The sequence below is a fragment of the Streptomyces sp. NBC_00102 genome (assembly GCF_026343115.1).
Lineage (GTDB): Bacteria > Actinomycetota > Actinomycetes > Streptomycetales > Streptomycetaceae > Streptomyces.
Genome location: NZ_JAPEMC010000001.1, coordinates 156921 through 171311 on the forward strand (window position 1 = coordinate 156921; position 14391 = coordinate 171311).

The window sequence follows — 14391 nt, forward strand, 5'->3', positions numbered from 1 at the left end:
AATCATCCTTCGTCCGGAAACTTGCCCTGGTAGATGTCGTTGATGTTCCAGTGGCCGGGCGTGGGAACCGGCTCGTTGACCATGGGGATGTCGATGACAGCCGGGCGCCGGCGCTCCACCGCGGTGGCGAGGACCTTGGCCAGGTCCTCGGCGGAGGCCAGCTCGTAGCCGTCGGCGCCGCAGGACCGTCCGTAGGCGGCGAAGTCCGGGCTGTAGGACTCGCCCTGCCGATCGGTGAAGTCGCATCCGTATCCGCGACCGTAGTTGGAGCGCTGGAGGTCGGAGATGGTGCCGTGGGAGCGGTTGTTCATGACGGCGAAGATCACCGGCAGCCCCTGTTCCACGGCCATCGGTACGGCCGGCAGCTGTGCGCTCATCCCGCCGTCGCCGATGAGGGCGACCACGGTGCGCTGCGGCTGGGCCATCTGGACGCCGACGGCCGCGGCCGGGCCGAAGCCCATGGTGGAGGCGCCGCCGGGCGTGATGAAGCGGCCCTCGGGCGGGAGGTCGTAGGACTGCGCGACGCCGTTCTTGTTCCAGCCGACGTCGGTGACGAGGATCGCGTCTGCGGGGAGGCTCGCTCGCAGGTCGGCCAGGATGCGCTGCGGACGCAGTGGGAAGTTGTCGCTCGCCCCGTTCTCGTCCGCGAGGTCGAAGAGTTCGTTACGGCTGGCCGCGATCGTCTCCCGCAGCCCCGGTCGGCGGGTGGGTTCGGGCCGAAGGCCCCGGACCGCCGCTTCGATGGCACGCACGGAGTGGCCGACGTCGGCGACGGCTCCGATCTCCACCGGGTAGTTGCGCCCGATCTCGGCCGGGTCGATGTCGATCTGGATGAGCTTGCTCGGCGGGAAGTTCCAGGTGTAGGCGGCCTCCCAGGAGCTTGCGTCGGTCTCCGCGAAGCGGGTGGCGAGGGCCAGCACGACGTCGGCGTCCTTGGTGTGGGCGTGGGTCGAGTCCAGGCCCCAGAAGCCGGGCATGCCGAGCAGGAGCGGGTGGCGGTCGGGGATGGCGCCCTTGCCCATCAGGGAGTGGGCGAGCGGGATGTCGAGGTGGTCGGCCAGGGAGAGCAGCGCCTCCTTGGCCTCGGGGGTGCGCAGTCCGCCGCCGAAGTAGATGAGCGGCCGTTCGGCGTTCACCAGCGCCAGGGCGATGCGCTCGGCCGTCTCCTCGGTGAGACCCGGAAGCGCGCTGTCGGGTATCGCGTGCGATCCGGGCACGTACGGCTCGACCTGCCGTGAGAAGAGGTCCATGGGGACGTTGACGAGGACGGCGCCGGGCCGGCCGGAGGTCGCGGTCCAGAACGCGCGTTCCAGGGTCCGGGGGAGGTCGGCGGTGCGCTGGGCGGGCCAGGCGCGCTTGCAGAAGGGCCGGTAGATCGCGGTCTGGTCGGCGTCCGCGTGGAGGTTGACCTCCTGGTGCGGGTGGCGGCCGTAGTAGTAGGAGGGGATGTCGCCGGAGATGACGACGAGCGGTACGGAGTCCATGGCGGCCGTGGCGACTCCGGTGACCGCGTTCATCATGCCGGGGCCGACGTGCGTGAGCAGGACCCCGGGCTTGCCCGAGGCGCGGGCGTAGCCGTCGGCGGCGTGGGCCGCGGCCTGCTCGTGACGGGCGATGACGAAGTGGATGGAGCTGGGGCCCAAGGCGTCGAGCAACGCGATGTTGGTGTGCCCGCAGGTGCCGAAGACGTACTCGACGCCGTAGGACTCCAGTTGGGCGACGAGCGCCTCAGCGGCGGTAACGGTGGTCACTGGTTCTCTTTCGTGAGGTCGTGGCGGTCGCCCCAGATGGACAGGCCCCGGAGCATGAGGGTCTTGACGACGGTGTAGTCGTCGATGAGCCAGCGCGGCGACTCGCGCCCGAATCCGGAGTCCTTCACGCCGCCGAACGGGACGTGGTCGAGGCGGAAGTTGGACGTGCCGTTGACGATGAGTCCGCCCACTTCGAGGCGGCGCCAGGCGGTGAAGATGCGGTTGATGTCCTGGGTGAAGAGGCCGGCCTGCAGGCCGTAGCGACTGTCGTTGCACTCGCCGAGGACGGTGTCGAAGTCGTCGTACGGCATGACGGCGACGAGCGCGCCGAACACCTCGTGCGCGACGACCGAGGCGTTCGAGGGCGGGCCTGCGACGATGGTCGGTGCCGCGGTGGCTCCGGTGCGGGTGCCGCCCCGGAGCACGGTGGCTCCCAGTTCCGCGGCCTCGGCGGACCAGCGGACCACGCGTTCCGCCGCTTCCTCGTCGACCATGGCGCCGATGTCGGTGGCCGGGTCCATCGGGTCCCCGACGACGAGAGCGTCCACCGCGGCGGCGAAGAGCTCCAGGAAGTCCTCGTAGCGGCTGCGGTGTACGTAGACCCGCTGGACGGAGATGCAGCTCTGCCCGGAGTTGCTGTATCCGGTACGGGCCGCGGCCTTGGCGGCGGCCTCGACGTCGGCGTCCTCGCAGATGATGGTGGCCGCGTTGCCACCGAGTTCGAGGGCGAGCCGCTTGGCGCCGGCGGCGCGGGCGACGGCCGCTCCGGTGGTGGCGCTGCCGGTGAAGCTGATGACGTCGACCTCGGTGGCCGCACAGAGCGCGGAGCCGACCTCACCCCCGCCGTGCAGCAACTGGACGGCCTGGTAAGGCATTCCGCTGTCGAGAAGCAGGGCGACCACGGCCGCCGAAATGGCAGGGGCCTGGGGAGGGGCCTTCACCAGGGTGGTGTTCCCCGCGGCGAAGGAGGCGCCGAGCTTGTGCGCCAGGAGGTTCGCCGGCGCGTTGAACGGGGTGATGGCGAGCGCCACTCCGGCAGGAGCCCGGTAGGTGAAGGCGCTGTTGCCCACTCCGGTGTTCCAGCCCGCGACTGGCAGGGTCTCCCCGTCGATACGGCGGGCCTCGGCCGCGCAGACCTCGAAGGTGGAAGCGACCCGCTCGATCTCGACGCGGCTGTCCTTGAGCGGTTTTCCCAGCTCCAGAGCGAGCAGAGCGGCCAGCTGGTCGCGGTGGGCGAGCGCGGCCGCGGAGGCCCGTTGCAGGATGTCGGCCCGCGCCGCCGGGGCGAGCGAGGCGACCTGGGGCGCGTAGCGGCGGGCATCGGCAACGGCCCGGTCGATCTCGGCGGGCAGCGCGGTCGGTGCGCGGCTGACGGTCCGCCGCACGTAGGGGCCGGTCCGATCGACCCACGGTCCGTCGCCGGACCACGTTCCGGCGAGGAAAGGAAGTGCGTCGACGACTTCTCCGTCGGCGGCGGACTTGAGGAGGACTTCCAGCATCACGTCTCCAAGTAAGCCATCTAGCGGTTTTCGTAGACCGCCTTGTGGACTGGCGTGTAACGTACGGGCGCCAGTTGGGCTTGGCAAGGGCCCGGACGCAAGAAGTTGAAACCTCAGGTTTCCCGCCGAATAGGCGCAAGAGTTCGGGTGGGAGAAGCGTCCCGCCTCACTCCTGCCGGCGCAGTCGGCACACACCCCACGAAGGAGAACCCATGGATTCGGAGCAGGGACAGGGAGGCGTGCGCAGTGTGCGCCGAGCCCTGGACATCCTCTCGTTGCTGACTGAAGATCAGCCCGTCGTCCCGCTCAGAACGATCGTGGAAGCGACCGGACTGGCGAAGACGACCGTGGTCCGACTCGTGCAGACCCTGGAGCAGTCCGGCCTGCTCTGGTCCACGGACGCCGGGTACACGGCGGGCCCCGGCCTGTGGCGCTGGGCTCATCTGGCTCACGGCAGCTGGGAGTTGCCGCCGGAAACCGTCAAGCTGCTGCGGGAGCTGGCCGACCGTCGCGGCGAGACGGCGAACGTCATGATCCGGCGCGACATCCACCGCGTGTGCGTCGCCCAGCAGGAGAGTCCGCAGCCCCTGCGGCACGTGGTGCGGGTGGGGGACGAGCTTCCGCTCTGGGCCGGCGCCTCGTCGAAGGTGCTGCTCGGTGGCGCGAGCGACGCCCTTCTGACACGGATCGCGCTGGACTCGCCGCACGGCCGGGAGCACGCCGCGCAACTGCGGGAATGGGCCGACGAGACGGCCGAGCAGGGGTACGCGGTGAGTCAGGGCGAGCGCGACATCGGCCTCACCGCCGTGGCCGTACCGCTCACCACCTCCTCGGGCGTGGTCGTCGCCTCGCTTTCCCTGAGCGGTCCCAGCGCCCGCATCACCCAGGAGTCCGTCGACGAATTCGCCCAGGACCTGCTGCAGGTAGCCGGACAGATCATGACTCAGGGCTTCGACCACCCCCTGGGACCCCGCGGCTGATCACCTTGCCCCGAACAGCGGCGCCGGCCACCCGGCGCCGCGTTGAGGAGACATCACTCATGGATGTGCGACCGCTCGAAGGTACGAGAGTCCTGGACCTGACCAACGTGCTGGCGGGCCCCTACTGCAGTTATCACCTCATGCTCCTCGGTGCCGAGGTGATCAAGATCGAACGGCCCGGACAGGGCGACCTGGCGCGCAACCTCGGCCCCGACGCCGAGCTCAACCGCGCCGGCATCGGTGCCTCCTTCTTGGCGCAGAACGCGGGCAAGAAGTCCGTGGAGCTCGACTTGAAGGACCCGGCCGACCGCGAGGTGTTCGAGGACATGCTGAGCGGTGCCGATGTGCTTCTGGAGAACTTCCGCGCCGGCGTCCTCTCCCGGATGGGATACGACCAGGAGCGGCTCGACCAGATCAACCCCCGCCTGGTCTGCTGTTCCATCTCGGGCTTCGGCCAGACCGGGCCGATGAGCGACGCACCGGCCTACGACCAGATCATCCAGGGCCTCTCCGGAATGATGAGCGTCACCGGCACCGCCGACACCGCCCCGCTGCGGGTCGGCTTCCCCGTCTGCGACACGACCGGCGGGCTGTCCGCGGCCCTCGCCATCAGCGCGGCCCTCCTCCACCGGGAACGCACCGGGCAAGGCAGCAGGCTGGACGTCTCCATGCTGGAGACGTCCCTGTCGGCCATGGGGTGGGCCGTCTCGAACTACCTGGTCAGCGGCGTGCCGCCGGAGCCGATGGGAGACCAGAACGCCACCGCCGCACCTTCGGGGACGTTCCGCACGAAGGACGGGCCCATCAACATCGCGGCCAACCAGCAGCGGCAGTTCGAGACCTTGTGCCGACTCGTGGGCACCCCCGAACTCGTCACGGACCCCCGGTTCGCCGAACGCGAGGGCCGCAAGGCGCATCGCGACGAACTCAACGCCGCGCTGAACGAGGCCCTTTCACGACGCCCCGCAGCCGAGTGGGAGCAGGTGCTGACTCCCGCCGGAGTCCCCGCGGCGCGGGTACTGACCATCCCGCAGGCCTTGGAGCAGCCGCAGCTGCGGCACCGGGGCTTCGTGGCCGAACTGCGAAGGCCCGACGGTTCGGGTACGGCTCTGCCCGTGCTCGGCAGTGGAGTGCTCTTCGACGGGGAGGCCTTCCTGCCCCGTACACCACCGCCACTGCTGGGCGAGCACAACCACCAGCGCGAGCAGCTCGCCTCGCTCTGGTCCGCGACCGCCACGAAGGAGACGACCGTCTCATGAGCGCACCCGCATCCGCCCACGACGAGGCGGCCCAGTGGTGGGCCACCGCCGTCAGCCACATCGAACCCGGCTCCATCGAACTGCGGGACCGACCGGTGCAGGACCTGATCGGATCGGTCGGCCTGGTGGACATGATCTGGCTGCTGCTGCGGGGGGACCTCCCCTCACCCCGGCAGTCCGCCCTGCTGGAGGCCGCCCTCGTGTCGGGTGTCGACCACGGCCCGCAGGCGCCCTCGATCGCCGCGGCCCGCATGGCCGCGACCTGCGGCATCGGCCTCAACAGCGCGGTGGCCACCGGCGTCAACATGCTCGGCGACGTCCACGGCGGCGCCGGCCAGCAGTGCGTGCAGATGCTGGAGGAGATCCGCGCACACCACCTGGCCGGCGCGGACTGGGACGCCGCGGCACGCGAGGTCATGGCGCTGTGGCAGGCCCGGTCCCGCTACCTCCCCGGATTCGGCCACCGTTTCCACCCCCTCGACCCGCGCCGCGATCCGCTGCTGCGGCTGACCGAGGAAGCGGTGGCGGCGGGGGTCGTGGCGGGCGACCACCTCCAGGCGGCACTCGCGGTCGAGCGCGCCCTGCGGGAACGCCGCGCCGGAGCCCGCCCCGTACCGATGAACATCGACGGCGCCACGGCTGTCATCTACGCCGAGCTGGGTTTCCCCGCTCCGCTGGCCAGGGGCCTGTTCGTGTTGAGCCGGTCGGTGGGCATCCTGGCCCACGCCTGGGAGGAGACGGGGCAGGGCCGCCGGAACAAGGGCCCCATCCCGCGCTCCGTCCTCCCGGCTCGTCTGGCGCCGTCGCCTTCACGCCCCGCCGAGGAATCCGCGTCATAACCCTTGCCACACTCCGGCGGCGTCCTTAACGTATGGAACCGCCTCACGGCAACCATCGTGCGGGTCTGACAAACCGCACAGCGGACCAAGATCCGCTACTTCACTCTCTCAGCCCCCCGACTCCCCGCACGGACCACCAGGCGGACCCGGACCCGGCAGGGGCATGTCACGAAAGAGGGTTCATGGACAGACGTGGCTTTCTCGCCAGCGCGGCCGGCACCACAGCGGTCGCCACTCTTCTCGGTTCCTCACCCGCCCAGGCAGTCGAATCCCGTACGGGAACGCTGGCCCTCCCCGTCCCCAAGCAGGCGTTCAAGCCGACGGAAGCCAACTTCCCCAAGGCGGGCGGCAACCTGGCCAACCAGAACTACTCGTCCCTCAAGAAGATCACCCCGCGCAATGTGAAGCAGCTCGGCGGGGCATGGCACATCAACCTGGAGGGTGGAGACACCGGCCGCGCCCAGCAGTGCGCCGTCGTCGCCCAGGACGGCGTGCTCTACATCGCCACCACCCAGCAGAACATCTTCGCCGTCAACGGACGTACCGGCGCGGTGAAGTGGAAGACCAGCGTCGGCTCCGAGACCACCAACATGCGCGGAGTGGCCCTCGGCCAGGGTCTCGCCTTCACCATCTCGGGCGAGAACACGGTCTACGCGCTGGACCAGAAGACCGGTGCGGTCGTCTGGACCAGGGCGATGCTCATCGAGGACCAGGGCGACCCTGGCTGCGACCCGGCCAGCGGCCAGTGCGGCGGCAGCAGGGGCAGTCTGGCCGGGGCGGTCGTCTACTGGGACGGCATGATCTACGTCGGCACCCAGGGCAGCACCGCGGGCGCCCGGGGCCGCGGCTACGGACTGGACGCGGCCACCGGCGAGGTCGTCTGGACCTTCTGGGGCACGCCCGGGCCCGGTGAGTTCGGGCACGACACCTGGGAGGGCGACACCTGGAAGACGGGTGGCGCCGTGTGCTGGATCCACCCCGCGGTCGACCCGGAACTCGGCCTCGTCTACTGGACGTTCGGGAACCCCTACCCGCGTACCGACGGCTCCACCCGGGGCGGCGACAACCTCTTCGCCAACTGCCTGGTGGCCATCGACGCCAAGACGGGGAAGCGGCGCTGGCACTTCCAGTCCGTGCACCACGACATCTGGGACTACGACGGGGTGATGTCCCCGGTCCTCGCGGACATCCAGATCGACGGCCGCAAGCGCAGGGTCGTCGTCTACGGCAGCAAGACCGGGATGTACTACATCCTCGACCGCGCGACCGGTGACCCCGTGCACGGCATGGAGGAGCGCCCGGTGCCGCAACACGCGGCCCAGAAGACCGCTCCCACCCAGCCGTTCCCCGGCGGTGAGCCCTTCGTCGAGACCGAGCCGCGCATCGACAAGGCCACCCGGCCGGTTCCCTTCTACGCCACCGGCGGACTCTTCGAGGTGCACTGGGACCGGCCGACCATCCTCTACCCGGGGGCGGGCGGCGGCGCGGACTGGTCCTCCCCGTCCTTCAGCCACCGCACGGGGCTCGTCTACGTGGGCTACGGCCTGATCAACTCCGCGTACTCCAACACCCACGGCGGCCGGGTCAACACCGCGCGCCCGCTCGGCGAGTACTTCGCCGGCGGAGTCGTGGCGGTCGACCCGCGTACCAACACCGTCTCCTGGCGGCAGGAGGGCGACTGGTCGCTGGCCCACGGCAACGGCGTCCTCTCGACCGCGAGCGGCGTCCTCTTCCAGGGGCGTCCCGACGGGGTCCTCACCGCCCTGGACGACGCGAACGGCGAGGAGTTGTGGACCTGGCAGTGCGGCGCGGGCGTCAACACGAGCCCGATGACGTACGAGGTCGACGGTGAGCAGTACGTCGCTGTGCTGGCCGGCGGAAACGGGCTGCCCTACCCGGACATCCCCAAGGGCGACCACCTCTGGGCGTTCAAGATCGGCGGGAAGGTCGGACCGGCCACCGCGCCCGTACCCCCGTCGAAGCGCAACCAGATCCGCACCGCGGCGGTCAGCGGCACCACGGCGGGCAACACCGTCACGCTCGGCCGCGTCTGGGACAACGCCAAGGCCGCGCCCGGCGCCACCGAAAGCCTGGTGGCACAGAACGCCATGTCACCCCAGCACCTCGCCATCCCCCGGGGCACCACGGTCACCTTCACCAACCCCGCCTCCAACAAGACCGCCCACGGCGCGGTCGCCTTCTTCGAGGCCGAGTTCGACACCGGGCTGCTCATGCCGGGCGAGTCGTACACGTACACCTTCGACACCCCGGGCGAGTTCTTCTACAACGACCCGGTCTCCCCGCAGAGCACCGGCAAGATCGTCGTTTCCTAGCTCCACGCCCTTCACCGCGCGCCACCTCTCCGATCGGGCGCCTCTCAGCCCGCCCGGCCCCTTCCGGCGCGAGAGCGACACGCGAGCCGCCCCGCACCCGCGGATCCGAGCCGCGCCACGCGCCTGCGCAGGCACCTCCTCTCCCGGCCCCCGGCCGACAACCGCGCCGACGCGCCTCGCCGTGACACGGCCTTCTCCAGCACGTGCGACCCGTGGCAGCGGGCCGCCCGCTCTCTCCGGCTCCTGGGCACTCCGCTGCCGCGGCGTGCCGTTTCGGCGCACCCTCGACACAGAAGAGGACACACCCATGTCAGGAAGAACGCTCCGGGCACGAGCCCAGAGCACCCGCACGGCCGTGCTCACCACCCTGGGACTGATGGTCGCCATGGTGGTCGCACTCATCGCCACCGGAACCCTCAGCGTCGCCCACGGGCGGATCGGCACCGGCGCGAAGGAACTGGGCGACCCGGACTACGGGGTCTGCCGCGGCCTCGACGACGACTGCTACCACGACTGGGGCAACTTCGACCCGGCCAAGGGCTACCGCATTCTGCTGTACACCCGTACGGCGGGCCCCCGCCACGCCAACCTCGGCCCCGCCCTGGCAGCCGGCCTCAACCCGCCGCTGACCGACGCGAACGTCGTCCAGAAGGCCATGATCAAGCTGGGTGAGACGGGCGGTTTCCAGGTCGACTACACCGAGGACGTGGCTCAACTCGCCTCGCCGAACACCCTGTTCAAGTACAACGCAGTGGTCTTCTTCTCCACCAGCCGGGACGCGCTGGACGACTCCGCGCAGACTTCCCTGCGCCAGTACGTCCGAGGCGGCGGCGGCTTCGTCGGCATCCACAACGCCTTCGGCACCGAGTACAACTGGCCCTGGTACGAAGGCCTGTTGGGCAATGCCAACTTCTACGACCACGGTGCCGCGCAGGCGGGCACCGTGCAGACGGTGGAGCGCAAGGACGTCTCCACCAAGGAGCTTCCGACCCGCTGGAACTTCACGGACGAGTGGTACAACCTCGTGCCCTCCCCCACCAAGGTGCGCGTCCTCGCCAAGGTGGACGAGAGCACCCTCGCCAAGGGCGTGGCAGGCAACTACAACCACCCCGGCCACGGCGACAACCATCCGGTCGCCTGGTGCCAGTACTACGACGGCGGCCGGTCCTGGGTCACCACGCTGGGCCACGACGCCAAGGAGTTCACCACCGACGGCTCCTTCGCCGGCGCGACCGAGTTCCAGAAGCTGATCGTCGGCGGCATCCAGTCCGCCGCAGGCATGAAGCCCTTCTGCAAGTAGCCCGAGGCGCGCCTCCGGGCAGGTCGGCGGCACGGCACGCCGCTCCGCCGACCTGCCCGGACCGTGCGGCCGGCAGGCAACGGATCATCTCTGTCCCACCCCTTGCCACTGCCGCACACCATGTCTAGCGTATGGAAAGTCCCACCTGGCGGATCGTTGAAGCCACCCAGTGGTTGCACGGTGATCTCCGTGGCAATCCGTACCGCTGACAGCGCGGGCCTCCCCGCCCGATGCACGACCCGCGAACAATCGCCCTCATGGCGGCTCGCGGCTCCGCACCAGCCATCTTCGCCCCGTCCGGAAGGAACACCGACATGCTTGAGCCCACCACCGACGCCACCACCCAGCCGGCCGACACCACCACCACGCCCGCGAGTTGGAGCACGCCGGACTTCACGGTCGTCGACACGGCCATGGAAGTCACCGCCTACTCCCTCAACGCCCTCTAGAAGAAGGCCCCGTGCTGCTGCTCACCCTGGGCACAGCGGCGGGCGGAGGAGTTCCTCAGTGGAACTGCGCGTGCCCCGGTTGCTCCGGGGCACGCGCCCACCCCGACCGCCGCCGCACCCACGACTCCCTCGCGGTCCTCGGCCCCGATCCGTCCTCCTGGTTCCTGGTCAACGCCGGTCCCGACGTCGCGGACCACCTGGAGGCGCATACCGCGCTGCGCCCCGGACCGGGCGACGAACGCACGCCGGTCGTCCGGGTCCTGCTCACCGACGCCGAACTCGACCACACCATCGGGCTGCTGAGGCTGCGTGAGGCCCGGAACATCGAAGTCCACGCCACCGCTCCCGTCCGCCAGGCGCTGCGCGAACGCCTGGCGCTGGACACCACCCTCACCCCCTACACCACGCTGAGCTGGCACGATCTGCCTCAAGCCGGCGAGAAGCCGACGGACGTCGCCGGTATCGAGGTGTCCGCCGTCCACCTCTCCACCAAGCGTCCCCGGTACGCCGCCGACGCGCCCGAAGACAGCGGCTGGGTCGTAGCGGTCAGGTTGCACGACCCCGTCCGGGGCAGCACGGCCCTGTACGCCCCGGCACTCGCCGAATGGAGCGAGGAGTTCGGCGAAGAGGCCGCCGCGGCCGACTGCGTCTTCGTCGACGGAACGTTCTGGGACGACGAGGAACCGCGCCGACTGGGCATCTCCGCGCGCACCTCCACCGGGATGGGCCATCTGCCCATCGAAGGCCCCGGAGGCACTGCCGAACGCCTGGCGCCGCTGCCGGCCCGCTGCCTCTACACCCACTTCAACAACACGAATCCACTGGTCGACCCCTCCGCACCCGAGCACGGCATCCTCGCCGACCGGGGACTCGAAGTGGCGCAGGACGGGATGGTGATCGAACTATGACGACAGCACCGGTACGGCCCGGCCCTGCAGCCGTACTCCCCGAGGCGCCGGACGGCGGCCCGCTGCCCCCTGCCGCGTTCGAGGCCGAACTGCGGGAGCTGGCGCGGAGCCGGTACCACGACGCCCACCCGTTCAACGCGCGGATGCACCGGGGAGAACTCAGCCCGGACGAACTGCGCACCTGGGTCGCCAACCGCTTCCACTACCAGTGCAGCATCCCCGTGAAGGACGCACTGATCCTCGCCAAACTGCCCGAGCCGGCCATGCGGCGCTCCTGGCTCCGCAGGATCCAGGACCACGACGGTCTCACCGACGACGAGGGTGGCATCGAGCGCTGGATTCGGCTCGGTGAGGCCGTGGGACTGGACCGTGCGGAGCTGGAGTCGGGCAGGAACGTCCTGCCCGGGGTGCGTTTCGCCGTCGACGGTTACGTCAACTTCTGCCGACTCAACCCCGCTCTGGAAGCCGTCGCCTCCTCACTCACCGAGCTGTGCGCACCGAACATCATGATGACCCGCCTGGAAACGTTCCCCGTCCACTACCCCTGGATCGAGGAATCCGGTCTCGCCTACTTCCGCAGCCGGGTTCCGCAGGGGCGCCGTGACGGCGCCGAGGCGCTGACCTGGGTGACCGACTGGGCACGGACCCGCGAGGCCCAACTCCGCGCGCTGTCGGCGCTGGCTTTCAAGTGCGACGTCCTGTGGTCCCTGCTCGACGCGGTGGAGCACGGCGGCAGGCCCGGGAGCGCGCGATGACCGCTCCCGACGCCTCCTGGTGCCCACGGCTGGTACCGGCTGTCGTCCTGCGGCACGACCGAACGCGGGGGAAGGACGTGCTGCTGATGCCCGAACGCGTCGTGGTACTGGAGGGCAGCGCCCGCCGGGTGATGGAGCTGTGCGACGGTACGCGCACGGTGGCGCGGATCACGGACGAGTTGCGGGAGCGGTTTCCCGGAGCTCCCGTCGATACGGAGGTGGGTCCGTTCGTGGAGCGGCTCCGCGAGAAAGGCTGGATCAGGTGACCGCGACTACCCCACCGCCTCCGTGGGCGCTCCTGGCGGAACTGACCCACGCCTGCCCGCTGCACTGCGGGTACTGCTCCAACCCGCTCGAACTGAAACGACGTTCACGTGAGTTGTCGGCCACCGAATGGGCGGACGTCTTCCGCCAGGCGGCCGACCTGGGCGTGCTGCAGACTCACCTCTCGGGCGGCGAGCCGCTGCTCCGGAGGGACCTGGAGGAGATCACGGCCGGCGCCGAACAGGCGGACATCTATACCCAGTTGGTCACCAGCGGCTCAGGGCTCACCGAGAGTCGGCTCACCGCGCTCGCGTCGGCGGGGCTGCGTAGCGTCCAGCTCTCCGTACAGCACGCGGACCCCGATGCCTCGGACCGCATCGCGGGCAGCAGGGCGTTCGCCGCGAAGGAGGCCGCAGCGGCACTCGTCCGGGAAGCGGAGCTGCCACTCGGCGTCAACGTCGTCCTGCACCGGCACAATCTGGACGCGATCGACGGCCTCGTGGAGCTGGCCCTCCGCTGGAAGGCCGACCGCATCGAGCTGGCCAACACCCAGTTCTACGGCTGGGGTCTGCTGAACCGGGACGCCCTCATGCCCGACCGCGACCAACTCGCCCGAGCCGTGGCCTCGGTGAGCCGGTGGAGAGAACGGCTGGAGGGCAGGCTCGACATCGTGTGGGTCGCACCCGACTACTTCGACGGGGTGGCGAAACCCTGCATGGGCGGCTGGGGAGCGGTCTCCCTCACCGTCACCCCCGACGGCACGGTCCTGCCGTGCCCCGCGGCCGCCACCCTGCCGGGCCTCGACCCGGTCAACGTACGCGACCACCCGCTGCGCTGGATCTGGGAGGAGTCGAAGGCATTCAACCTCTACCGCGGCGAGGAGTGGATGCCCTCCCCCTGCCGGAGCTGCGAACGCCGCGCACAGGACTTCGGCGGCTGCCGCTGCCAGGCCTTCGCCCTCACCGGCGACGCGACCCGCACGGACCCGGCCTGCTCGCTCTCCCCCGACCACGCCATGCTGACCGCGCTCACCCGCACTCCCCCAGGTGATCTGTCCACCGTCGTCCCGCGTCGGCCTACCGTCGGCCCTCGGGCGTCAGCGGACGCCCATCGGCCCTGAGCACCGCGGACGCCGTACAAAGGAGGCGGCACCGGACAGGGCGAGGCGTCACGAGCACCCCCATCCAGAGCTCGGGCGAGGTCATGGGCCATCCCTGACGGCCCGCTGGGCGAGCTCGTACACGCTCACGGCCGGTGCAGCCGGGGGCAGCGTGGAGTTCCTGTTCCAAGTGCGTCAGGACGGGCACGGGCTGCCGCGAGCCGAGAAGATCGGAGGCTGTAGGCGGTGGCGGCGCCTTCGTGGACGCCGGCTTCGGCCGCGATCTTCGCCGTGGCGGCGCCGGGCTGATCCCTGTCGTGGAGCCTGGCGAGCAGAGCGGCACCGGCAGGTAGGAACCTGCAGGTGAAAACGGGCACCTCTCTCTACGTATTCGCAGGTCAAAGGAGTTTTTGACTTCGAGTACTTCAAGTTTTTACAGTCGATGGAGTGACAGCGGACATCGGCGAAAGAACCCATACGATCAAGGAAGCCGCAGCGCTCACGGGCCTGCCGGCCAGCACGCTGCGCTACTACGAGTCGATCGGTGTGATCGCGCCGGTCGCGCGCGGCGAGAGCAGCGGGCACCGTGTCTACACGGACGCGGACATGAACCTGCTCATCGGGATCGCGTGCCTCGCGGCGACGGGCATGTCCGTCGGCGACATGCGGCACTACGTCGAGAACGGCCGGCTCGGTCCGGCCGCCGCGGAACAGCAGATCGCGTTGCTCAGCGAGCGTGCCGAACGCCTGGCCGAGGAGGCCCGGCTGATCCGGATACGGCGGAAGTACGTCAAGCTCAAGATCGATTACTGGCACGCGGCGGCCGGCGGCGACGAACCCGAGGCCGAGCGGCTCGCAGCCGAAGCACGATCGCTGGTCAAGCGGCTCAAGCCGGCCACGTAGCGCGACCTGTTCGGAGAGGGCCCTCCGGGCCAGGGGCCGCTGTCCCGTCACG

13 protein-coding genes are annotated in these 14391 nt (G+C 70.1%); 11 read left to right on the forward strand and 2 right to left on the reverse strand.

The window, feature by feature from the left end; all coding sequences use genetic code 11:
* Positions 1-2 precede the first annotated feature (2 nt).
* On the reverse strand, positions 3-1751 hold the full coding sequence (locus tag OHA55_RS00670; RefSeq protein WP_266701723.1) for a thiamine pyrophosphate-binding protein: 1749 nt from the start codon (positions 1749-1751) through the stop codon (positions 3-5).
* The gene (locus OHA55_RS00675) at positions 1748-3250 is read right to left on the reverse strand and encodes an aldehyde dehydrogenase family protein (RefSeq protein WP_266701725.1); all 1503 of its coding nucleotides are present in this window, start codon (positions 3248-3250) and stop codon (positions 1748-1750) included. The genes OHA55_RS00670 and OHA55_RS00675 overlap by 4 nt, the downstream gene beginning before the upstream one ends.
* Positions 3251-3462: 212 nt before the next feature.
* Here OHA55_RS00675 and OHA55_RS00680 point away from each other — a divergent pair, with 212 nt between their 5' ends.
* The 11 genes from OHA55_RS00680 (at position 3463) to OHA55_RS00730 (ending at position 14339) form a co-directional block, all read left to right on the forward strand.
* A complete protein-coding gene (locus OHA55_RS00680; RefSeq protein ID WP_266701727.1) occupies positions 3463-4230 on the forward strand; it encodes an IclR family transcriptional regulator in 768 nt (255 codons plus the stop codon).
* Positions 4231-4289: 59 nt separating this feature from the next.
* Positions 4290-5489: a CaiB/BaiF CoA-transferase family protein gene (locus OHA55_RS00685; protein ID WP_266701738.1), complete on the forward strand. Its 1200-nt coding sequence runs from the start codon at positions 4290-4292 to the stop codon at positions 5487-5489.
* Positions 5486-6328 (forward strand): citryl-CoA lyase, encoded by an 843-nt coding sequence (locus OHA55_RS00690; RefSeq protein ID WP_266701741.1) that lies wholly within the window; start codon positions 5486-5488, stop codon positions 6326-6328. The genes OHA55_RS00685 and OHA55_RS00690 overlap by 4 nt, the downstream gene beginning before the upstream one ends.
* 182 nt (positions 6329-6510) lie before the next feature.
* On the forward strand, positions 6511-8661 hold the full coding sequence (locus OHA55_RS00695) for a PQQ-binding-like beta-propeller repeat protein (RefSeq protein ID WP_266701743.1): 2151 nt from the start codon (positions 6511-6513) through the stop codon (positions 8659-8661).
* 307 nt (positions 8662-8968) lie between these two features.
* The gene (locus OHA55_RS00700; RefSeq protein ID WP_266701744.1) at positions 8969-9961 is read left to right on the forward strand and encodes a ThuA domain-containing protein; all 993 of its coding nucleotides are present in this window, start codon (positions 8969-8971) and stop codon (positions 9959-9961) included.
* Positions 9962-10275: 314 nt separating this feature from the next.
* Positions 10276-10410 carry a pyrroloquinoline quinone precursor peptide PqqA gene (gene pqqA / locus OHA55_RS00705; RefSeq protein ID WP_266701746.1) on the forward strand — a complete coding sequence of 45 codons (135 nt, stop codon included), beginning with the start codon at positions 10276-10278 and terminating at the stop codon, positions 10408-10410.
* Positions 10411-10421: 11 nt separating this feature from the next.
* Positions 10422-11318 carry an MBL fold metallo-hydrolase gene (locus tag OHA55_RS00710; protein ID WP_266701748.1) on the forward strand — a complete coding sequence of 299 codons (897 nt, stop codon included), beginning with the start codon at positions 10422-10424 and terminating at the stop codon, positions 11316-11318.
* On the forward strand, positions 11315-12073 hold the full coding sequence (gene pqqC / locus OHA55_RS00715; RefSeq protein ID WP_266701750.1) for a pyrroloquinoline-quinone synthase PqqC: 759 nt from the start codon (positions 11315-11317) through the stop codon (positions 12071-12073). Before OHA55_RS00710 ends, pqqC begins: the two co-directional genes overlap by 4 nt.
* Positions 12070-12339, forward strand: a complete 270-nt coding sequence (gene pqqD, locus OHA55_RS00720) for a pyrroloquinoline quinone biosynthesis peptide chaperone PqqD (protein WP_266701752.1) — start codon at positions 12070-12072, stop codon at positions 12337-12339. The genes pqqC and pqqD overlap by 4 nt, the downstream gene beginning before the upstream one ends.
* Complete coding sequence (gene pqqE, locus OHA55_RS00725) at positions 12336-13457, forward strand: pyrroloquinoline quinone biosynthesis protein PqqE (RefSeq protein ID WP_266701754.1); 1122 nt, start codon at positions 12336-12338, stop codon at positions 13455-13457. Before pqqD ends, pqqE begins: the two co-directional genes overlap by 4 nt.
* A gap of 426 nt (positions 13458-13883) precedes the next feature.
* Positions 13884-14339, forward strand: coding sequence for a MerR family transcriptional regulator (locus tag OHA55_RS00730; RefSeq protein WP_266701756.1), 456 nt, complete (start codon positions 13884-13886; stop codon positions 14337-14339).
* Positions 14340-14391: the final 52 nt, after the last annotated feature.